Consider the following 21,990-nt stretch of genomic DNA (forward strand, 5'->3'; position numbering starts at 1 on the left):
CGGCCAGACGTAAGAGCATCCGCCCGCGTTGGACCGTGCGCCCGGCGTGGCGGCCTTTGCGCGTTAAGGCTTCAATGGTCAGGCGGTCAGCCGACAACAGGACGAATGGCGTGAGTGGTCTTCCCATCCAAAAGCAACGACCAATCTGCTTTTTTGTTCAAAAAACTCCCCTGACTAAGCACTAGTTGCATAACCCGAGTAACAGAATTTTTGATGCCAGTTACGCAGCTTAAAACTCGGCGCTCTTCGGGAAGCGCGGGAAGGGAATTACGTCGCGGATGTTGCTCATGCCGGTCACGAACAACAGCAAGCGTTCGAAGCCCAGACCGAAGCCGGCGTGGGGCGCGGTGCCGTATTTACGCAGCTCCAGATACCACCACAGCTCGTGCTCGGGCACGTGCATGGCGGCCATGCGGGCTTGCAGCTTCTCCAGGTTTTCCTCGCGCTGCGAGCCGCCGATGATTTCGCCGATGCCCGGGAACAGCACGTCCATGGCCCGCACGGTTTTGTCGTCGTCGTTGAGCTTCATGTAGAAGGCCTTGATATCCTTGGGGTAATCGGTCAGGATAACGGGCTTCTTGAAGTGCTTTTCTACCAGGTAGCGCTCATGCTCGCTCTGCAGGTCGGTGCCCCAGTCTACCGGGAATTCGAACTTCTGCTTGGCCGTTTTCAGGATTTCAACCGCCTCTGTGTAAGTCAGGCGCTTAAAATCGTTGTCAACCACGAACTGCAGACGCGTGAGCAGCTCCTTATCGTATTGCTCGTTGAGGAACTGCAGGTCGTCGGCGCAGTGCGTGAGGGCATATTTTACCAAGCTGCGAAGGAAGTCCTCGGCCAGGTCCATGTTGTCCTGCAGGTCGTTGAAGGCCACTTCGGGCTCTATCATCCAGAACTCGGCCAAGTGGCGGGCCGTGTTGGAATTCTCGGCCCGAAACGTGGGCCCGAACGTGTAGACTTTGCCCAGGGCCATAGCGGCCACTTCGGCCTCCAGCTGGCCCGACACGGTCAGGTTGGTTTGCTTGCCGAAGAAGTCCTGCTTGTAGTCCACGGCCGACTTATCCTCCGTCAGCGGCGGATTCTGATCCGGCAGCGTGGTGACGCGGAACATCTGGCCGGCACCTTCGGCATCCGAACCCGTGACGATGGGCGTGTGCACGTAGTAGAAGCCGTGGTCGTTGAAATACTGGTGAATGGCGAAGGCCATGGCGTGCCGGATGCGCAGCACGGCCCCAAACGTGTTGGTGCGGGGGCGCAGGTGGGCTATTTCGCGCAGGAATTCGAGCGAGTGGCCTTTCTTCTGCAGCGGATACGTTTCGGTGTCGGCTTTGCCCAATACTTCGATTTCGGTGGCTTGAATCTCCACGCTCTGGCCCTTGCCCTGCGAAGCCACCAGCTTGCCGCGCACGGCTACGGCGGCGCCGTTTTCGACGCCGTCGGCCTTCAGCTGGTCCTCCGGAAACTTCTCGGCATCGGCAACTACCTGGATAGAATTAAAGCCGGAGCCATCGTTGATGGCAATGAACTGCACGTACTTATTGCCGCGGCGGGTGCGTACCCAGCCTTTCACGACTACTTCACGCTCCAGCTCCTGGCTGTGGAGCAGCTCCTGCACACTCGACCTTCTAACAGACATCGGACTCGACTTTCGGGGGTTGAACTCTAAGTCGGCAAAGGTAGGAGTTTTGCGGGGCGTGAAAATCAGTTTGCCGGAATAGCGGCGTTTGTTTTGTGAATAGCGCCGTAGCGCGTTGTTTTGCCAAAATGATGCGGGCCCCCGGGCTCAACTTTTTTGGCTCAGGACGAGTACAGAAAGGTTTATATTTGAAGAGGAACCCCCGCCCGTTTTCCCGTGGGGCCACACGCTTTCCAGAGTATGCAAAGACTTGACATGAGGCAGCTTCTCTCGCAGAAGCTGTCGCCCCAACAGATTCAGTTTATTAAACTGCTGCAAATCCCGACAGCAGAGCTGGAGACGCGCATCAAGGAAGAGCTGGAAGTGAACCCCGCGCTGGAAGAAGGCGACGAAAACACCGACGACGAGCTGGAAGACCAGGAGCGCGACGATTCGGACGAGGCGGAGGAAGACTTCGACGACCCCGATTCCGAGTTCGACTCCGATGAGAATACGCTCGATGAGGACTTTGACCAGGGCGGCGAAGAGCAACCTGAAATAGAGCTGCCCACCAAGGAAGACGAAGGCCCGGCAGAAGCCAAGGACAACGATGAGCTGGACCTGGGCGACTACCTGAACGACGACGAAATAGCGGGCTACAAAATGCAGGGCGACGGCCCCGGCGAGCCCGAAGATGACCGTGAAATGCCGCTGGCCGACACCGGCGCGTCGCTCACCGACTCGCTGCTCGATCAGCTGGGCTTTGCCGACCTCGACGAGAAGCAGGAATCCATTGGCCGCCAGCTCATCGGCTCCATCGACAACGACGGCTACATCCGGCGCGACCTGTCGGCTATTGCCAACGACCTGGCTTTCTCGCAGAATATTGAGGCCGATGAGGCCGAAATCGAAGGCGTGCTGCACCTCGTTCAGAGCTTCGACCCGGCGGGTATTGCTGCCCGCGACTTGCAGGAGTGCCTGCTGCTACAGCTGGAGCGCCGCCCCCAGGACGAGCTGACGGAGCATGCCGAGCGAATCCTGAGCGAGACGTTTGATGAGTTTACCAAAAAGCACTACCAGCGTATTCAGCAGAAGCTGGACCTGGAAGATGACGAGCTAAAAGAAGCTATTTCACTGATCCTTAAGCTGAACCCCAAGCCCGGCGGCACCGGCCCCGTGGGTATGGGCAAGGTGCAGTACATCATCCCCGACTTTATTCTCAGCAGCGACAACGGCGTGTTTAACCTCACGCTGAACTCGCGCAACGCCCCCGACCTGCGCGTGGCCCCGGCCTACACCGAGATGTTCCAGACCTACGATAAGGCGGCCAAGAAGGACAAGAAGATGAAGGAGGCCGTCACGTTCGTCAAGCAGAAGCTCGACTCGGCCCGCTGGTTTATCGACGCCATCAAGCAGCGCCAGCAAACCTTGCTCAAGACCATGGATTCGATTGTACGCTACCAGCACGAGTTCTTTCTGGAAGGCGACGAGAGCAAGCTGCGGCCCATGATTCTGAAGGACATCGCCACCGAAATCAGCATGGATATCAGCACCGTGAGCCGGGTAGCCAACTCGAAGTCGGTGCAGACAGAGTTTGGTATTTACCCGCTGAAGTACTTCTTCTCCGAAGGCATTGCCACCGACTCGGGCGAAGATGCCAGCTCCCGCGAGGTGAAGCACATTCTGAAGGAAATCATTGAGGGGGAAAGCAAAGGTCGGCCGCTGAGCGACGACAAGCTGGAAAAAATGCTCAACGCCCGGGGCTACAACATTGCCCGCCGCACCGTGGCCAAGTATCGGGAGCAGCTGAACATCCCGGTAGCGCGTCTGCGCAAGGAACTGTAAATCAACGAGCCACAAACAGCACAACGCCGCCGGAAGCATCTTCCGGCGGCGTTGTGCTGTTTACCAGTAGTAGAAAGGTGCTGCTTAGCGGTGAATGACGCGCCGGGTAGCTTTTTGGCCTCCTGCCTGCACCGTCAGCACATAGGTACCCGCCGCCAGCGTGGTCGTTACTGGCACCGTTAGCTGCCGGCTGGCACTCTGGGTTTTATGGCGGTACACCACCTGGCCCTGCATGTTGGTAAGGATAGTCGTGATGTCGCCGCGCATCGGCTCCCGCAGCTGCAGCGTCAGGTCGCTCACAAATGGGATGGGATACACGCTGGTCAGGATAGGCGCGGTGCTGGCTTTGCTATCCACCGTAACGACGGGCGAATATTCTGCTGAGCCGTCGTGGTCCACCTGCCGCAAGCGGTAGTAGTACAGCCCGGTGCCCACAGTCATGTCGGTATAGGCGTAGGTGCGGACGGTGCTGGAAGTGCCGGCGGCGGCCACTGTAGTCAGCCGCTGGAACGTCTGGCCTTTGGCAGCCCGCTCTACTTCAAAGCGCGCCGCGTTTTTCTCCGAAGCCGTTTGCCACCGCAGGGCTACTCCTTGCGCGGTTGGCTGGGCCGTGAAGCTGGTGAGCTGCACCGGCGTAGGCTGGTTTTTCAGAACATCGGATGTAAACAGACCGCGGCCGTGGGTGGCGGCTACCACCTGCTGGTCGGAGGCCCGAATACGCAGCATATCGACCCGAACGTTGGCCATGCCGGTGCTGGAGGGTTTCCAGGTGGGGCTCGTCTGCGTCAGATCATCGGTGCTCCAGATACCCAGCTCGGTGGCCAGCAGCGCCCGCTTGTTATCGGTGGGGTCAAATTGGGCCCAGCGCACGGGCATATCCGGCAAATCGCCCTGGCGGTTGGTCCAGGTGGCGGCGGCTACCGTGTTGGTACCCGTATTGGTGCCACCCGTCGTTTCCAGCACTTTCGACTGGGTAGCGCTGAAGTTTGACAGCGTGACGAGCAAATGGGCATCGTTACCGTTTTCTACGGCCACGCTCGATATCGACATACCCGCCGGAGCGGTGTAGAGCAGCGTAACCGTGGGCGTGGCGGCAGCACCATTATCGACCCGGTAGAGGTGGCCCGGCCCTGGCGTTGTTGCGGAGAAATCCGGCTCAGTGCCCACGAACAACCGGTCCTGGTTGTTGGGCGAAACCGTAACGTGTGATACCATACCCGCGCCGGTAGCCAGCAGCGCACTCGTGACCGAGGTAGCCGCCGCTGTCGTAGCATTCGGAAACCGGAAGAAGCGGTCGACCGACCAGCCGCCATAGAGCGTATTGCTGCGGCTGTCGTAGTCGGTGGGGTTGATGAACTGCCCGTTGGCGCCACTCAAGTTGATGTTTGTGAAAGAGGCACCGCTGTTGGTAGAGCGCCGATATTGCGCGTATATATAAGCCGTGAACTGAAATTGCGGCTCATTTTGGTCGATGAAGCAGAAGGCGCCGTCTCCACCGGTGGCCTCAGTGGTTACCTTGCCGCCACCGGCCGTGTAGCGCTGCGTCCCGTTGTCCTGGGCACCGGCCAAAAAGTAGCTCACATCACTAGGATGCACGGCCAGGGCGTAGAACTGCGTAATATTCAGGCCATTATTGCGCTGGCTAAAGGTCGGGTTGAGGTTCGCATTTGCCGAGTAGGCCACGCCACCGTCGCTGACGAAATACGCTTTGGTAGCAGTTCCGGAGCTTACTGGTATCCAAGCCATAGCATGGTGGTCGGCGTGTACGTAGTCCGGGGCCGTTTCAGCGTTGAACCACACCGATTCCTGGGTCCAGGTGGCGGAAGCGGCATCGGCATTGTTTGTCAGCCACAAATCCAGGCCGCCCACATACAGCGTGTTAGGGTTCGTCGGCGACACACTCATTGCCAACGCATACCAGCCTTGTCCATTGGTAAAGTCAGAGCTATTACCGCCCGGCTTGCGCATCGCCGCCCAGGTAGCTCCCGCATCCTTCGAGATAAACACATTCAGCAGCACGTCCGCCGTAGTTGTAATAGTAGCATACACCCGGTTGGCGTCGCTGGGGGCGCAGGCCAGCTCAATACGATGGTAGCCCGTAGTTGGCAGGCCGGAGCCAGCCAGGGTGTTCAGGTTGGTCCAGGTGTCGCCGTTGTCAGTAGAGCGGTAGATGCCACTGGTCTGAAAAATGCCCGCGCCCACGAAAATAGTCCCGTTGGCGCTGATCTTCACATCGGCCATCCGAATACCGGAGGGCTGCAATACGGCGGCCCAGGTAAGGCCTTTGTCTTTGCTGCGAAATAAGCCCGTACGCGTCGCGGCGAAAACATAGCCCGTCCCGCTCTGCACCGCCATACGCTGCACCCAGTAGAAGCTGGTAGATGTTGGCGGAGCAGTATTGGCCAGCTGCGTCCAAGTCACGCCGTGGTTAATCGACTTCCAGATACCCAAACCGCGCACGGCGTCGGCATTGTAGAATCCTTCTCCGGTCCCGAAATACATGATATCCGGGTTCGTAGGATCGTAGGCCAACGACGTAATGGCCAGGTTCGCCATGAAGCCATCGACGCTTACCCACGTGGGCACCGCATTCGTTGCGTTGGTGCTCTTCCAGAGCCCGCCGGCTACGGAGCCAACCCACACGGTGTTGCCCGAGGCATCGGCCGGGTCAACGAGAATGGCCCGTATGCGGCCAGCCACGTTAGAAGGGCCTTTCTCCGTCCAGGTTGCACCCGACAGCGTGCTGGCTGCTCCCCGCTGGTACTCTTGCTCCGACAGCAACTGTTCAGCACGGGCCTGCGCCACCACCAGTCGCTCGCGCGGCACAGTGCCGGTAGCAGGGTCGCGGGTGCGGTTTATTTCCTGGAGCAGCGCCAGATCGGGGCGGTCGGGCCGGTCAGACTCTTCTTCCGCCTCAGAGAGGGCCAGAAAAGGTACTGCCGTTGGCAACAGATAGTAGGTACCAACAGCGCCGAGCAACACAACGCTGAGCACAGCCCATTGCCAACGGCGAAAAAGAGAGTAAAATGTCTGCAAGGGCGCTAAGAGAAGAGGTGAACAGAAGTAGTCAACTACAAATCTAGTGCATCTATTCTATTCAAAAAATTAAATTTTCACATGTGCTGTTACGAAGGGCAAAACTTATCTTTTCCCACTATACCCATACCATATTACCAAAAAAGATCCTTTGATTCACAAATAAATACTGCTTAATACAAAAAACGAGCGGCAGTCATAGTTGACTACCGCTCACGGAAAAGTATCATCCACACATTTTTCAGCGCTGCAACATCACTTGGCGATGCGCTAGTTGGCTACCAGTGCGCACCGTTAGAATATAAGCTCCGCTGCTCAGGTTATCAGGGGCGCGCAGCTGCACTGTGCGCTCATGGGGCGCGACCACCGCGCGGTACACAGGCCGACCACGCAGATCTGTGAGGCGAACGGTAGCGCCCTCTTGTGCCAGGGCCCCAAGTTCTACGGTCAGCGTGTGGGCAAATGGGTTCGGGTAGGCACCGCGCAGCACCGACGCCGCACTTTCCTTGACGGCCACCGTCACGACGGGAGAATAGGTAGCCGAGCCGTCCTGATCGATCTGATGCAGGCGGTACGCATAGGTGCCAGTGCCAACCAATTCATCCAGATAGCTATAAGTCTTGGCCGTACTGCTATTGCCGGCGGCCGGCTTGCTGGTCAGGGTCACGAAAGGCTGGCCTGTAGCGGCACGCTCTACCTCGAAGCTGCGCGTATTCAACTCCGAAGCGGTTTGCCAGCGCAGCGCTACGCCCTGCGCGGTACTTCGCCCCGTGAAGCTGGAGAGCTGCACTGGCAGGGGTGCCTCGTTAAATATATTGGACGTAAACAGACCGCGGCCGTGGGTGGCGGCTACCACCATGCGGTCAGCCTTCCGCAGGCGCAGCATATCGACGCGCACGTTGGCCAGGTTGGTATTGGACGGTTGCCAGTTCGGAGTAGCCACTGTTAAGTTGTCGGTAGTCCAGACGCCCAGCTCTGTGGCCACCATGGCGCGCTTGCCATCAGTAGGATCAAACACTACCCAGCGCACCGGCATGTCCGGAATAGTGCCTTCCGCCGCAGTCCAGCTGGTGCCGCCATTCACGGTTTGCCGCACGTTTATCAGCGTACTTCCATAGTTGGCGATGGTGATGAGCAGATGCTGATCCGGATTGGGCACAGCGGTGCTTCGCTCCACAGCCACGCAGGAAATGGAAACGTTGGTAAAGGCATCGGAATAAATAGTGACGACGGTAGGCGTCGGGCCGTTGGCATTGTCGATGCGCAGCACCTTGCCCGTGTCGGTGCCCACATACACCCGGTTGTCCACATTAGGCGATACGGCCACGTGCGTAATGGCCCCGGAGGCTGCTGGCAGCGTAAGGCTGGCAAACGCCAGCGCGGCTGGCCCGGTAGCATTGAGGCACCGCCGCAGCGTGGTGGTGGTAGCACCAATGGGGCTACCAGGGCTGGTATAAGCGTAGTAAAGCACGTTGGCTTTACTGTCGTAATCCATCGGGTTGATAAATGACCCATTGTTATCCGCAACGATTTGCGGGAAGGTCATCCCGCCATTGACTGAGCGGTAGATGTTGCTGAACACGTACGTCCCAAACTGATACTGCGGTTGGTCTTCATCAATAAAGCAGTAGGCTCCGTCGCCCCCGATAACGTCGCGGGTAGTGGTGCCGCCCGAGGGCCCGAATTGCTGAGTACCATTGTCCTGGGCCCCAGCCAGGAAGTAAGTATAGTCGGTGGGATGCATGGCCACGGAATAGAACTGCGTCACATTGAGCCCGCTATTACGATGAACGATGGTCGGAACAGTGGCCGTGGCATTGGCGGTAACAGCGAAGCCGCCATCATTGCCGAAATAAGCCCGGGTGCCGGAGCCCGGCGCAAATGCAATGACGTGCTGATCGGCATGCACGTTTTGAAGGCCAAAGCCCCCGTACCAGTGGGTCGTCTGCTGCCACGACGCGCCCCCGTTGGATGTCTTGAACAAGTCAATACCACCGATAAAAACGGTGTTGGGGTCCGTTGGGGAAACGGCTATGGCTAAATCGTACCACGCTTGTCCGCGGGTGAAGTCCGTATCGGCAATATCCGGATCGACATCAGCCGGCTCGGGCAATGCCTGCCACGTCTCGCCGCCGTTAGAAGAGCGGTAAACACCGAACAGGGTATTATCGGTGGCACAAAACAGGGCGTACAGGCGAGTAGGGTCGCTGGGCGCAATGGCTACCTCCACCCGCGTGTAGTCATTGGTAGTGGGCAAGCCAGTGTTGGTTAGGGTTCGCAGGTTGACGAAGGTGCCCAAATCGCCGGAAAGGGAGCGGTAGATACCACCGCCAACGGCGTTCATTGCTAGGGAGGCGTACACTGCGCCGGTCGTCGGGTTCACATCCACATCCGAGAGGCTGTAGCCCTGCCCAGCCAGCAGCACCCCAGTCCAGTTCGCGCCATTATCCTTGCTCCGAAACAGCCCGTTGCCGGTAGCGGCATACACCCAGCCATTCTTATCCACCACCACTCGCTGGACGTAATGGAAGGTGGCGTTGTTGTTCGTGCTAGCCAGCTGCACCCAGGTAGCCCCATGGTCGGTCGATTTCCAGATGCCCAGCCCACGTACAGCATCCGCATTGCCATAGCCCTCCCCGGTACCGAAGTACATCGTGTTGGTATTGGCGGGGTTGTAGGCCAGCGTTGTCACAGCTAAGTTGCCCAAAGCGTCATTTACCTTATTCCAGGTGGGGGAGGCCCCAGCGGCGTTTGTCGACTTCCACAGCCCACCGCCCACCGAGCCTACCCACACACTATTGCCCGTCGCATCACTCGGATCGGGCATAAGAGCCCGTAGACGGCCACCGATATTGCTGGGGCCCTTTTCCGTCCAAAGCGCCGTACTCAGGCTACCGGCGCTAAGGCGCTGAGTGGCCCTCGCTTCCAGCATCTGGTCTATCTGAGCTTTGGCTACCAGCAGCCGCTCCCGGGGCACGGTCCCCGTTTGGGGGTCACGGGTCAGCGCTATTTCCTGCTTCAGGGCGAGGTCGGGCCGGTCGGGGCGTTTGGTCCTACCCTCTTCCGGTGGTCCCACGCTGGCTCGGACGCGTGTTTTTGCCTCAGCCGGTGCTGGTGAGCGGCGTAGCTCGTAGCCGGTCACGGCAGATGCCACGATAAGTAGGCCAGCACACACCCATCGCATGCGGCGTACGGAACTCCGGATTGCTTTCAAGGCTTGGTATAATTTCGTTTATTATTTGTACCAATCGAATATACAAAGGTCTTTTATGGTGAATACCGTTGTTTATATATATAAAATTCACTATTGCAGGCATATCTACGGGCTTATTTTCCAGGCCAAGTCCTACGGTCACTATTACGTCTGCTCACATTTACGCACACAAAAAAAGGAACCCCTTCCGGAGCTCCTTTTTTTGTGTGCGTAAATGTGCTGCAACTACCGCTTCAGCACCACCTTCCGCGTGGCTGTCTGCTTGGCATCACGCACGGTCAGAATATAGGTTCCGGCGCTCAGGCTACCGGGAACGTTGAGCTTCACTACACGGTCGGCCGTTTTGGCTTCCGCTTTATAAACGATGCGTCCCTGCATGTCCGAGAGGCTCACCGTCGTGCCAGTGGCTGCCGACTGATTCAGCTCCACGTTCAGCGTCTGTACGAAGGGATTAGGATACGCACTGCTGATAAACGCATTGTTGACGGCAACAGCACCTTTGTTGGCCAGCGTCACGAACACGTCCGTCGTGTACAAGCCACGACCGTGAGTGGCCGCTACTATCTGCTTATCCAGCTTACGCAGGCGCAGCATATCGACGCGCACGTTAGCCATACCGGTGCTGGAAGGGCTCCAGGCGATGCTGGAGCCTAACGTCAGGTCGTCGGTGCTCCACACACCCAGCTCGGTAGCCAGCAAAGCCCGCTGGGAGTTGGCTGGGTCAAACATAGCCCACCGAATGGGCATATCGGGCAGGTTGCCTTCTACATTGCGCCATGCGGCACCGCCGTTCAGCGTTTCCCATACACTTACAACCCCATAGTTGGAATAAGTTACCAACAAGTGGTCGTCGTTGCCATCCTCAACCGCAACGCAGGAAACAGAGCCAATACCCGCCCGGATTTCCGTGTAGATTGGAGTCAGGCTCCGGGCGCTGTCGACACGCAGCACCTTACCAGTGCTCATCCCCAGGAAAACCCGGCTATCCTGGTTTTTCGATACCGTGACGTGCGTTATGTTACCCGTGCCTGTCGGCAATGCAACCGTGCGGGTAACATTGGAAGTAATAGCGTTTGGCCACACAAACATCGTTCCTGCCGTGTTATTGGCATACATCACGTTACGCTTGCTGTCGTAGTCGGTTGGGTTGATGAAAGAGCCGTTATCGTTGCTGGTTATGCGCGGAAACGACGAACCGTTGTTTGACGAGCGGAAGTAGTTGCTGTACACATACGATGTGAACTGATACTGCGGCTGGTCTTCATCAATGAAGCAGAAAGCACCGTCACCACCCGAAACTTCGGTTGTGGCATTGATACCGGCTACGTTATAGCGCTGGGTACCATTGTCTTGTGCACCCGCCAAATAGTAGTTGGGAAGCGTAGGGTGAATGGCGGCCGCGTAGTATTGCGTAACGTTCAAACCGTTGTTACGCAGCTTGAATGCAGGGTTGCCGGCACCAAAAGCGTTGGTCGTCAGCGAAACACCCCCGTCGCAGCCAAAATAAGCCATGTTGCCGTCATTCGAAGCGAAGGCCACGGCGTGTTGGTCGGCGTGCACATACTGGGAGCTGGTACGGCTCGTGCTCCAATAAGAAGTCTGCTGCCATACGACAGGCGTAGCGCTGGCATCCAGGGTCCGGAACAGGTCAACGCCCCCGATATACAGCTGGTTGGCATTGCTCGGCGACACTCCGATAGAGAGGTCGTACCAGGCCTGCCGGCGGGTGAAGTCATCGGAATTTTCCCAGCGGGGCTTAGCAAGGGTCGTCCAGGTAGCACCGCCATCATTCGAGCGGAAGATGTCCAGTACTGCATCCGAAGTGCTCTGGAATATGGCGTACACGCGGTTGGCGTCGCTTGGGGCGCAAGCCAGCTCAATCCGCTCGTAGCCCGTGGTTGGCAGGCCCGAGGTGGTCGGCGTATTCAGATTAGTCCAGCTTCCAGCGTTGCCCGTCATAGAGCTGTAGATAGCGTCACCGGTCTGAATCCCCATGCTAACGTAGAGCTTGTTGTCGGCTCCAATTTCAATATCAGCCGCGCGGTCAGTTACGGCACCAGCGCCAGCGCCGAGTACTTTCTCCCACGACGTGCCACCATTGGCGCTACGCATCAGGCCGCCACGAGTAGCGGCGTATACGTTGCCCGTTACGGGGTGCACTGCCAGCTTGAGGATGTACTGGAAGGTTACGGTGCGGGAAGTGCTGGCCAGCTGCGTCCAGGTCACGCCGTGGTCAGTCGATTTCCAGATACCCAGGCCACGGATGGCATCCGCATTGTAGTATCCCTCACCAGTTCCGAAATACATGATATCCGGATTCTTGGGGTCGAAGGTAATAGCGGTAACAGCTAGGTTGGAAAAGAAATTGTCGATACTCTGCCAGCTGGGGGTAGTAGCCGCACCGTTTGTGGTCTTCCACAGGCCACCACCAGCCGTGCCGGCCCATACGGTATTGCCCGTAGCATCGCCAGGGTCAACTACCAGGGCCCGAATGCGGCCTGCTACGTTGCTAGGGCCGCGCTCTACCCACGTCGTCTGGGTCAGGCTACCCACGGGCAACCGCTGGCTGGCGCGCTGCGCCAGGAGTTGCTGCGCATATTCCTGGGCGACTATCAGTCGCTCCCGCGGCACAATGCCCAAGGCAGGATCGAGCGTCCGCTCGTTGTCCTGCTCCAGGGCGAGGTCTGGGCGGTCTTTGCTTTCTCTTTCCTCGCTTTCGAGACCTTGCTCAAGGCTTTGGGGAACAGCAGCAGAGGTGCCCCGCTGCCAGAAGAACAGAGTACCGCCAAAGGCTGTAATTACGCCTAGCAGGAGCATAGCCCACCACTGACGGGTACGTGAAGTAGATGATTTCACTTGTTAGAGAGTAAAATTAGAACAAAAAGAAGGTGCGTTACAAAGTGGATTGGCGCGACTCAGGTGAGTCTTAGCGACGAATAAATATAATGCTTTTGGTAGTTTTGACGTTCTACCCCGGCGTACATTATTTACACCCCCCAGTTGAACAAGCTGATAGCCAACATATTATCCGGGATATTTCATCCACTACTGCTGCCTTCATATCTATTTTATATGATATGTTATTGGTTGCCAGGCACTCTATGGCAGCCGGCAGTAGCCGACCGCTGGGTTGTATTGGCAATTGTTTTTGCCTTCACGTTTCTGCTGCCTTGCCTCGGCACGGGTGCTTTGTATTGGTTTGGCCACGTTAGCTCACTGCTGCTGCGCGACCGGGCCCAACGCCCCATACCGTTATTGCTGGCAGCCTTTAGCTTTGGCACAGCAGCTCTGGTCCTCTACCAGCCACAGCTATTTGATGTGCTGCTCAGCCAGATAATGATTGGGATGACACTGGCCGTGTTTCTTACCTTCCTGATATCCTTATCGTGGAAGATAAGCGCCCATGGTGTGGGCGTAGGCGGTGGGTTGGGCCTGTTAGGAATGCTCTACCTAACTAGTCCTGCCTCGCACACCCTGTGGGCCCTGCTTGTGATGACGCTGCTGGCTGGCTGCGTACTAAGCTCCCGGCTAGCCCTGAATGCCCATACGCCCAGTCAGGCCTGGGCGGGCCTGGGACTGGGTATTGGGGTAGTGTGCGGGCTAAGCTTCGGACTATGGCTGGGTAGCTAAGGAGTTGGAAAGCGGGCTGGGGTGGAGCTTCCTTGCTAGCTACTACACACGATACCTTACAGCCTTGGAGCGTTTCTGCCATGTACGGCAAAGCCGCATCCTGTAGCTCCAGGCTGCCTGATTGCGACTAGCGCTACAAAATGCGGCGGCAGGAAACTGCTCTGGCCTCTACAACGCGCTGCTGAGGCTTAGCCCCGCTGCGCCATTTCCTGTTGCACCAAGTCCTGTACTTCGGGCCGGTCGTAGTCGGCTTCGCTCTCAATATGGGTCATTAAGCGCTGCATGATGCGCTCCTGAAGCTGCCCATTCTGCCACGCATCGGCGTAGGGCGTGTGCGAGAAAGTAACCTGCGAATACAGCGGCGACCATTGATCGGGATATTGCGCGGCAATCTTGCTCTCGATTTTTTTCTGCAGCAGAAATCGAGGGTCGCCCACCCGGTCGCGCATCTCTTCGAAATTGTACACGGCCAGATCCGCAATGGCATCGGCATTGGGCTTGCGCTGCTGCTGAAACTCGGCAAAAACAGCGGACCAGTCGTCGCCCAGGCGTTCCAGCAGCTGGTTGAGCACCGTGCAGTCTTCAAACCCGGCATTCATTCCCTGGCCGTAGAAGGGCACAATGGCATGCGAAGCGTCGCCGAGTAGCAGCACATCATCGCCGAAGGCCCAGGGAAAACACCGGATGGTTACCAACGAGCTAGTGGGGTTGCGGAAATACTCATCCGTCAGCTCGGGCATGAGCGGTATTACATCCGGAAAAACCTGCTGGAAGAAATCCTGCACCTGCGCCGGCGTTTGCAGGGAGGCGAAAGAATGAGGGCCTTCGTAAGGAAAGTACAGCGTGCAGTTGAAGGAGCCATCCAGGTTGGGCAGCGCAATCATCATATACTGGCCGCGTGGCCAGATGTGCAGGGCATTCTTTTCGAGCAGCCACTCCCCTGCCGGCCCGGGTTCGATGTTCAGCTCCTTGTAGCCGTACTCCAAATAGCTTTGCGAGTAGTTGTAGCGCTCGGTTTTCTGCAAGGCGCTGCGCACCGCCGAAAAAGCGCCGTCGGTACCAAAGAGGTGCCGGAAGGAGGTATGCTGCTCCTCCCCGGTGGTAGTGTCGCGTAGCTCCAGCTTACGGGTGCGGGTATCCAGGCCCACGCACTGCTGGTTGAAATGCAGCCGGATGCGCGCGTCGCCTTCGGCCAAGCTGAGAAGCGTCCGATTCAGACCCGCCCGCGACACGGAATAGATGGCTTGGCTGTCCTTACCATAAGGCTGGTAGCTCAGGTTGCCGTGCACATCGTGCATCACGCGCCGGTACATGGGAATGGCTACCTGGCGAATTTGGTCGCCGATGCCTACTTCCTCCAGGGCCCGCCAGCCCCGGTCGGAAAGCGCCAGGTTGATGGAACGACCCTCCACGGTGCCGCTCTGCCGCATATCGGCCCGGCGCTCGTATACGTCGACGCTGTAGCCGCGCCGCGCCAGAAACAGGGAAAGCAGTGAGCCAACCAGGCCGGCACCCATAACGGTAAGTGCTTCGGGAGAACCAGAGTCGGGGGTAGTGGGAAGAGCAGTGGACATAGGAGCGGCGAACAAAAACGAAAGGCAATACTACGGATGGCGAAAGTAGGTTTTTCCTACTGGTTGGTTGGGCCGGAAATTATCCGGCTTCAACGGGCCGACAGCTAAGGTTGAACGGAAATCACAGCATTCCGACTTGTGGCCTGGCTATCTTGCGCCTTTTACCGGAATACCAGGTAGCAACAACGAGCAACGATTAGGTTCTATTCCGAGGGGCTACCGAAGGGCAAGCAGCTTCGGGTGGCAGCAAACTCTCGCATTCTTCCGAGCACTTACTGTCAACTACTTCGCCCGGCCGCCAGACACCTATAGACTCTTTCCGGGCGTCGCGCCAGAAGCCTCTTTGCGCATAGACTAATCTTAGCATAATTCAACAAAGTCAGCTGATCAATATTTTGACAGTCAATTTATTACTGCTTGTTTGTTCGGCATAACTACTTTATTTTTGCCAGAATTTCCGCTACCTAATTCCGCAGTTTTCCACCTCATTGCCCTTTTTACCTATGAGAAAATCCTACTGTTTTCTACTTATTCTCTTTAGTCTGCTCTTGACAGGCACCCGGGCTTGGGCCCAGGATGATGTCACGGTGAGCGGCGTGGTGAAAACCGAAACCGGGGAAGCCCTGCCCGGCGCTACGGTATTTGTGAAAGGCACCTTCATTGGCAGCAGCACCGACCGGGAAGGCAAATTTCAGTTGCGGGCCGACTTCAGCACCCCGCCCGTGGTGCTTTCCGTTTCCTTTGTGGGCTACGAAAGCCGCGAAATAACGCTGCAGCAGCCCGACCGGGCCGTGCAGGTGCAGCTGAAAGTCAACTCGGTGTTGACCAGTGAAGTAATTGCGTCGGCTTCGCGCGTAGAGGAAGGCATTCTGCAGGCTCCCGTAACGGTGGAGAAGCTGAACGCCCAGCAAGTGGAGCGCATCACGACGGCCGACCTACAAGGCGGCCTGGCGCAGTACAAAGGCATTGATGTGAACAGTACCAGCTTATTGATGAACTCCATCAGTACGCGCGGATTCAACTCGGCCAAGTCGGAGCGCCTGATTCAGCTCACCGACTATTTCGACACCCAAAGCCCCAGCCTGAACCTGAACGCGGGCAACCTGACGGGCCTGCCCGAGCTGGATGTAGAAAGCGTGGAAATTATTCACGGCCCGGCTTCGGCGCTGTACGGAGCCAATGCTTTCAACGGCGTATTGTTGCTCAACTCGAAAGACCCTTTCGTGAGCGAAGGCCTTAGCGTGCGGGTACGCGGCGGCGAGCGGAGCTACTTTGATGGTCAGCTGCGCTACGCCCAGAAGCTGGGCGAGAAGTTTGCCTTCAAAATCGTGGGCTCATACACCACTGCCAACGACTGGCTGGCGGAGAACAACGGCGCGACGAGCACAGTAGTAGAGCGCCGCAACAATGCCGAAGGCTCGGCGCTGGGCTACGATGCCGTGAACCGCTACGGTGACGTGGGCGGCTTCACGTTCACGAACGACCCGACCAACCCAGCCTACGCCACTACGCCGCCAAGCTTGCGCGGCAAAACCGTGTTCATGCCGGGCTTCTCGGAAAAAGAGCTGATTGCGGACGACAATAAAGCAAAGTCGTTGAAGATTCATCCGACGCTCTCGTACCTGCTTACCGACAACATTAAGATGACCGTGGGTGCCAACTACGCCCGCGGCACAGCCACTTACCAAAGCAGCAGCCGCTATCGGCTGCGCGACTTTGGCACCAACCAGCTGCACGGCGAAATCAAGGGCACGAAGTGGTTCTTGCGCGGTCAGACGGTGCAGGACTTCGGGGCCAACTCGTATGACCTCAGCTTCTTGGGCGGTTTCATTCAGAACTCTCCCGTGTCGCCAGCCGGTGGCGTAACCTACGCCCAGCGCTTCTACGGCACCTATTTGGGCGCCTTGCAGGCGGGCCGAACTCCCGAGCAGGCGCAGGCGGCAGCGAATGCCACCCAGCTGCAAACCTCGGACCCCCGGTTTCAGGAGCTTCGCAGCCAGATTATCAGTGACGCCACTCCCGGCCGTGGCGCCAACCTGAACCCAAGCTCGTATCTCAACGAGGGCAACGCGCAGTACAACTTCTCGCTAGCCGAAGGCACCGACCTGATCGTGGGAGCGGCTTACCGCAAATTCCGCTTGGGCTCGAATGGCAACTTCTTCTCCGATGATAATGCCCGCATCCAGAACAACGAGCTGGGAGGCTACGCGCAGCTGACCCAGACGCTGCTGGATGACCGCCTGAAGCTGGCATTGGCCGGTCGGGTAGATGACTTCAAGAACTTTAGCCCGGCTTTCTCGCCCCGCGCTTCAGCTGTATATTCGGTGGGCGAAGACAAGCAGCATAACTTCCGCGCCTCGTTTGGCCGGGCCTTCCGCTCGCCTACCCAGCTCGACCAGTACATCCGCATCGACATCGGTCAGGTGGTGCTGCTGGGCAACGTGGACAACGGCTTCCAGGGCTTCAACATCACGAACCTGGCTCCGCTGGACCTGGCGAAGCTGAAGCTGGAGCGCCTGAGCACGTATGAAGTAGGCTACAAAGGCACTTTCCGCGACAAAATCGTGGTGGATGTGAACTACTTCCAGAGCTACTACAACGACTTCATCGGTGCTCAGCGCTTTATTGGCAACCGGGACGGCAGCCGCCCCACCAAGGAGCAGCTGGATGCCGAACGCGCCCGTGCCACGCAAACGCCCGCTGGTACGCCCTACCAGGACCGCAACTCCCAGACCCGGATTTTGCAGGTGTGGACTAATGCCAACCAGGAGGTGCAAACGCAGGGCGCTGCCCTGGGCGTGAGCTACAACGTGATTCGCCCCCTGACGATTACGGCCAACTACTCGCTGAACGTAATCAAGCAGGACAAGCTGCCCGAAGGCTTCCAGACGTTCTTCAACACGCCGAAGCATAAGTACAACATCGGGGCCAATGGCTTGGTATCCCGTCATTTCAACTACTCGGTAAACTACCGCTGGGCCGAGGGCCACTCCTACGAAATGCCGTTTGCCGTGGGCACTCTCCAGGACTACAGCTCCGTGGATGCTTACGTAGGCTACGTGATTCCCAAGGTTTTCACTACCATTCAGGTGGGAGGCTCAAATCTGTTCGGAAGCAACAACACCCAGGTGTACGGTGGCCCGAATATTGGCCGCCTCATCTTCGCCGGCTTATTGATCGACATCAAATAGCAGCGTCCGATTCAGCATAAAAAAGGCTTCCCAAGAATGGGGAGCCTTTTTTTATGTGGTTGTAATCTGGCGGAACGTGAGGTTGAGGCGAGGCCCGACGGGCTGCGCGGTTTTGGGCACGGCATGTAGCCAGTGTTGCTGCGTGCCGCCGCGCATGAGCAGCAAGCTGCCAGCAGGCAGCTCCAACGAAACGGGCTCGTGCCGGGTGCGGGCTGCGTCGCGGGGCTTGAGGCGAAACCGCCGGGTAGCTCCCAGGCTCACGGAGGCAATAACGGGGGCTGGACCTAACTCCTTCTCGTTGTCGGCGTGCCAGCCCATGCTGTCTTGGCCGGCCCGGTAGAGGTTGAGCAGTACGCTATTGAAGCTGGTGGCGGCAGCGGCTTCGACCTGTACACGCAATGCCTGCAAAGCCGGAGTCCAGGGCTGGGGCTCCCACGCGAGGCCGGAATAGGAATAGCGCGCCGCCGGGTCGCCGTGCCAGGCGGTGAGGCGAGGCTGCAGGACTTCTTTGCCGAAAAGCTTGATAGGTTCCTGCCGCCACCCAATGCTGGTTGTCAGCTCCGCGAGTAGGTCGTCGGCGGCAGCTGGGGTCAGGAAATACGGATCGAGCAGCACCTCAGCATCGGGCAGGGGCAAAAGCGTGAGTGGCACGAGGAAAAGCAAATGCCTGGATTCAGGCGGTGGAACTACGTGGATAGGAGCAAGCTACTTTAGCAGGCCCGGCATTACCAGCGCGTAGAGGCCGAAAACCAGCGCCAGACAAATCAGTAGCGCGGGCAGCCACTGCCGGCTCACGTAGGCGCGCGGGCCTACATACTGCGGCCAGAAATAGAGCAGGTACGTTAGCGCCGCAATCAGATTGACGACGCTTACGAACCACAAATGCGGCCCGTAGGTCTGCATCAGCCACTGCAGCGTGTAGGAGGAGGCGACCATAAAGCCAATCATAAACGCCACCACCCGCAGCGCCTTCCCCGATTCTTTTAGCCGCACCATGTTGAGCACCAGCAGCGCGCCACCGGCCAGAAAGGAAATCAGCATGGAGAACAGCGCAATGGTACCCGGTGAGTAGAGGGCGGGGCCGGCGGCCTCGGTGGTCAACGTTTCGGGGGTGGCCTCCACGGCAATTCGCCGCGCTTCCAGGGCCTGCCGCTCCTGGCGCTGCTGGTCCACTACTGGTTGCAGCTCGGCCCGGATGCTCTCGGCATCGGCGGGCTGGTGGCCGCGCCGGGTTAGCTCCTCCAGGGCGGCCAGCACGGCATCCTCACGGTATTCGGCACGATTTCGCAGGTAAAGCAGCAGCTCCGCGTCGGTTTTGCGGGGCATTTTTTCCGCGTATTCTTCAGCCATGGCACTAGTCAGTCAACAAAAAGCCCTCAGATTGGGAAAGGCTACCCTTACAACGCAAAACACCGCGCAGTGGCGAATAATGCTCAAATATTATACGCCTAGTCCAGGACAGCCCAGCGGGCCAGCGCCACTCCCACCCGCTGCACGTCGGCAAAGGAGTTGTAGAGCGGCACCGGGGCCAGCCGGATGACGTTGGGCTCCCGCCAGTCGGCCACGATGCCAGCTGCCGCCAGATAGTCGAACAGAGCCCGGCCATTGTGGTGCACAAGCATGGAAAGCTGGCAGCCGCGAGCGGCGGGGTCGGCGGGCGTAATGATTTCCAGCGTTTCGCGGGGCAGCTCCAGGCGGCGCACCATAAATTCCAGGTAAGCAGTGAGCTGCTCACTTTTGTGCCGAAGCGCTGCCATACCGCCGGCCTCATCCACGAGGGCCAGCGCGGCGCGGTGAATGGCCATCGGAAAAATCTGGGCATTGGAAAGCTGCCAGCCGGCGGCCCCAGCCATGGGCCGAAATCCTTTTTTCATCTGGAACCGGTCGGCGGGGTCGTGACCCCACCAGCCAGCCAGGCGCGGCAAGTCGGGGCGGGCGGCAAACCGCTCGTGCACGAAGATGCCGGAGGTGCCGCCGGGGCCGGAGTTGAGGTATTTGTAGGAACACCAGCAGGCAAAATCCACGTCCCAGTCGTGCAGGCTCAGCGCCAGGTTGCCGGCGGCGTGGGCCAGATCGAAGCCGACGGTAGCGCCCACGGCGTGGCCCGCCTGGGTAATAGCCGCCATATCGAAGGCCTGGCCGGTGTAATAGTTGACGCCGCCAATGATGATGACCGCCAGCGAGTCGCCCAGCGCCTGAATACGCGCCAGAATGTCCTCGGTGCGCAGGGTATACTCGCCCGGGCGGGGCAGCAGCTCCACAATGGCGTTGTCGGGAGCCAGGCCGTGCAGCTTCACCTGCGACTCCAGCGCATACTGGTCGGAAGGAAAAGCACCGCCCTCCATCAGCACTTTGTAGCGCGTGGCCGTGGGGCGGTAGAAGGAAATAAGCAGCAGGTGCAGGTTGGTGGTCAGGTTGTTCATCACCACCACTTCGGCCGGCCGGGCCCCTACGAGGCGCGCAGTGCTGTCGGTCAGCGTTTCGTGGTAGCCCAGCCAGGGCGACGTGCCGTGAAAGTGGCCCTCAACGCCCAACTTTTCCCAGCTTTCAAACTCCTCCTCTACTGCCGCTCGGGCGGCTTTGGGCTGTAGCCCGAGCGAATTGCCGCAGAAATACACGCTGGGCTGCCCATCGGACGCCAAGGGAGTATGGAAGCGGTGGCGGAACTCGCGCAACGGGTCGGCGGCGTCTAGCGCAGCGGCGAATTCGGGAGTAGGCTGAAAATTCATAGAAAAAAGAATGCTTCCGATGGCTAGTTGGCTGCCAGGATCGTGCGCCAGAGCCGCCAGAACGGGCAGCCCATGATACTGTAAAGGTAGAGGCAAAACTTACTTGGCGACCAGACGCTGCGCAAAGGACTGCTGGGGCAGCCCCAGCCATTCCAGAGCATTGGCTCCCAGCATTCGGGCCTTCAGCTCATCGGCATACGGCATCGACCCGATAAGCTGGCCGGGTTCCAGCTCGCCCAGCGGAAACGGGTAATCGGTCCCCAGCACAATCTTATCCGGCCCCAGGGTTTTGACCAGGTAATCGAGCATCAGCGGATCGTGCACCAGCGAATCGACCCAGAACCGGCCCAGGTACTCGCGCGGGTTCACGGGGTTATCGACGGCGCACAAGTCGGGGCGTACGTGGAAGCCGTGCTCGATACGCCCGATGGTGGAGGCAAACGAGCCCCCGCCGTGGGCCACGGCTACGCGCAGCTTGGGCAAGCGCTCCAGCACACCCCCAAAAATGAGGGAACAGAGCGCCAGCGTACTTTCGGCGGGCATGCCTACCAGCCACGGGAGCCAGTACTTGGGCATTTTTTGCTGGGCCATCATATCCCAGGGATGCACGAATACGGCAGCTCCCAGCTCTTCGGCGGCGGCGAATACTTCGAATAGCTCCGGCGCGTCGAGGTTCCAGTCGTTCACGTGGGAGCCAATCTGTACGCCGGCCAAGCCCAGCTCTTTCACGCAGCGCTCCAGCTCCTTCACGGCCAGGTCGGGGGCTTGCATCGGGATAGTGCCCAGGCCCACGAACCGGTCGGGGTAGCGCCCCACGACGCTGGCAATGTGGTCGTTGAGCAGGCGACTCAGGTCCAGCGCATCCAGCGGCTTGGCCCAGTAGCTAAACATAACCGGCACCGTACTGAGCACCTGCACATCAACGCCAAACTGGTCGTATTCACGCATGCGCACTTCCGGGTCCCAGCAGTTATCCTGAATTTCGCGGAAAAACTTGTCATCCTGCATCATTCGGGCGCAGCAGGGCTTGTGGTGCTCCAGCCGAATAAAGCCGCCGTAGCCGTACCGCTCGCGCAGGTCGGGCCAGTGTTTGGGCAGAATGTGGGTATGAATATCAATTTTGAGCACGGGTGGGCTACTGCGGGTGGGGGTAAGCGGG

12 protein-coding genes are annotated in these 21,990 nt (G+C 58.6%); 3 read left to right on the forward strand and 9 right to left on the reverse strand.

From position 1 onward, the window contains the following. Positions 1 to 229: 229 nt before the first annotated feature. Complete coding sequence (gene asnS, locus E5J99_RS11675; protein WP_135497989.1) at positions 230 to 1,633, reverse strand: asparagine--tRNA ligase; 1,404 nt, start codon at positions 1,631 to 1,633, stop codon at positions 230 to 232. A gap of 240 nt (positions 1,634 to 1,873) precedes the next feature. On the opposite strand from asnS, the gene rpoN reads away from it, so the two are divergent. Further along, positions 1,874 to 3,457 (forward strand): RNA polymerase factor sigma-54, encoded by a 1,584-nt coding sequence (rpoN, locus tag E5J99_RS11680; protein WP_135497990.1) that lies wholly within the window; start codon positions 1,874 to 1,876, stop codon positions 3,455 to 3,457. Positions 3,458 to 3,541: 84 nt separating this feature from the next. Here the strand turns inward: rpoN and E5J99_RS11685 are convergent, their stop codons facing one another. The 3 genes from E5J99_RS11685 to E5J99_RS11695 all read right to left on the reverse strand — a co-directional run bounded on the left by E5J99_RS11685 (position 3,542) and on the right by E5J99_RS11695 (position 12,524). Next, positions 3,542 to 6,406 carry a T9SS type A sorting domain-containing protein gene (locus tag E5J99_RS11685; RefSeq protein WP_135497991.1) on the reverse strand — a complete coding sequence of 955 codons (2,865 nt, stop codon included), beginning with the start codon at positions 6,404 to 6,406 and terminating at the stop codon, positions 3,542 to 3,544. 328 nt (positions 6,407 to 6,734) lie between these two features. Then, the gene (locus E5J99_RS11690) at positions 6,735 to 9,647 is read right to left on the reverse strand and encodes a T9SS type A sorting domain-containing protein (RefSeq protein ID WP_167852095.1); all 2,913 of its coding nucleotides are present in this window, start codon (positions 9,645 to 9,647) and stop codon (positions 6,735 to 6,737) included. A 285-nt stretch (positions 9,648 to 9,932) separates the two neighbouring features. Beyond that, positions 9,933 to 12,524 (reverse strand): T9SS type A sorting domain-containing protein, encoded by a 2,592-nt coding sequence (locus E5J99_RS11695; protein WP_135497993.1) that lies wholly within the window; start codon positions 12,522 to 12,524, stop codon positions 9,933 to 9,935. 318 nt (positions 12,525 to 12,842) lie between these two features. Between E5J99_RS11695 and E5J99_RS11700 the strand changes: the two genes are divergently transcribed. Next, on the forward strand, positions 12,843 to 13,337 hold the full coding sequence (locus E5J99_RS11700; protein WP_135497994.1) for a hypothetical protein: 495 nt from the start codon (positions 12,843 to 12,845) through the stop codon (positions 13,335 to 13,337). A gap of 188 nt (positions 13,338 to 13,525) precedes the next feature. On the opposite strand, the gene E5J99_RS11705 is transcribed toward E5J99_RS11700, so the two are convergent. Beyond that, positions 13,526 to 14,911: an FAD-dependent oxidoreductase gene (locus E5J99_RS11705; protein WP_135497995.1), complete on the reverse strand. Its 1,386-nt coding sequence runs from the start codon at positions 14,909 to 14,911 to the stop codon at positions 13,526 to 13,528. Positions 14,912 to 15,414: 503 nt separating this feature from the next. Between E5J99_RS11705 and E5J99_RS11710 the strand changes: the two genes are divergently transcribed. Further along, complete coding sequence (locus tag E5J99_RS11710; protein ID WP_135497996.1) at positions 15,415 to 18,102, forward strand: TonB-dependent receptor; 2,688 nt, start codon at positions 15,415 to 15,417, stop codon at positions 18,100 to 18,102. Positions 18,103 to 18,153: 51 nt separating this feature from the next. Here the strand turns inward: E5J99_RS11710 and E5J99_RS11715 are convergent, their stop codons facing one another. The 4 genes from E5J99_RS11715 to E5J99_RS11730 form a co-directional block, all read right to left on the reverse strand. After that, complete coding sequence (locus tag E5J99_RS11715) at positions 18,154 to 18,753, reverse strand: alpha-ketoglutarate-dependent dioxygenase AlkB family protein (protein ID WP_135497997.1); 600 nt, start codon at positions 18,751 to 18,753, stop codon at positions 18,154 to 18,156. 54 nt (positions 18,754 to 18,807) lie between these two features. After that, positions 18,808 to 19,452: a hypothetical protein gene (locus E5J99_RS11720; RefSeq protein ID WP_135497998.1), complete on the reverse strand. Its 645-nt coding sequence runs from the start codon at positions 19,450 to 19,452 to the stop codon at positions 18,808 to 18,810. A gap of 98 nt (positions 19,453 to 19,550) precedes the next feature. Beyond that, positions 19,551 to 20,831 (reverse strand): kynureninase, encoded by a 1,281-nt coding sequence (gene kynU, locus E5J99_RS11725; RefSeq protein WP_135497999.1) that lies wholly within the window; start codon positions 20,829 to 20,831, stop codon positions 19,551 to 19,553. Between the two features lie 99 nt (positions 20,832 to 20,930). Then, positions 20,931 to 21,959 carry an amidohydrolase family protein gene (locus E5J99_RS11730; RefSeq protein WP_135498000.1) on the reverse strand — a complete coding sequence of 343 codons (1,029 nt, stop codon included), beginning with the start codon at positions 21,957 to 21,959 and terminating at the stop codon, positions 20,931 to 20,933. Positions 21,960 to 21,990: the final 31 nt, after the last annotated feature.

Source organism: Hymenobacter elongatus, from assembly GCF_004745955.1.
Taxonomy (GTDB): domain Bacteria; phylum Bacteroidota; class Bacteroidia; order Cytophagales; family Hymenobacteraceae; genus Hymenobacter; species Hymenobacter elongatus.

What these genes read in the sequence shown, in the direction of transcription:
- asnS (WP_135497989.1), bottom strand. Translation starts at nt 1,633, where the DNA reads ATGTCTGTTAGAAGGTCGAGTGTGCAGGAGCTGCTCCACAGCCAGGAG.
- rpoN (WP_135497990.1), top strand. Translation starts at nt 1,874, where the DNA reads ATGCAAAGACTTGACATGAGGCAGCTTCTCTCGCAGAAGCTGTCGCCC.
- E5J99_RS11695 (WP_135497993.1), bottom strand. Translation starts at nt 12,524, where the DNA reads ATGCTCCTGCTAGGCGTAATTACAGCCTTTGGCGGTACTCTGTTCTTC.
- E5J99_RS11705 (WP_135497995.1), bottom strand. Translation starts at nt 14,911, where the DNA reads ATGTCCACTGCTCTTCCCACTACCCCCGACTCTGGTTCTCCCGAAGCA.
- E5J99_RS11710 (WP_135497996.1), top strand. Translation starts at nt 15,415, where the DNA reads ATGAGAAAATCCTACTGTTTTCTACTTATTCTCTTTAGTCTGCTCTTG.
- E5J99_RS11720 (WP_135497998.1), bottom strand. Translation starts at nt 19,452, where the DNA reads ATGGCTGAAGAATACGCGGAAAAAATGCCCCGCAAAACCGACGCGGAG.
- kynU (WP_135497999.1), bottom strand. Translation starts at nt 20,831, where the DNA reads ATGAATTTTCAGCCTACTCCCGAATTCGCCGCTGCGCTAGACGCCGCC.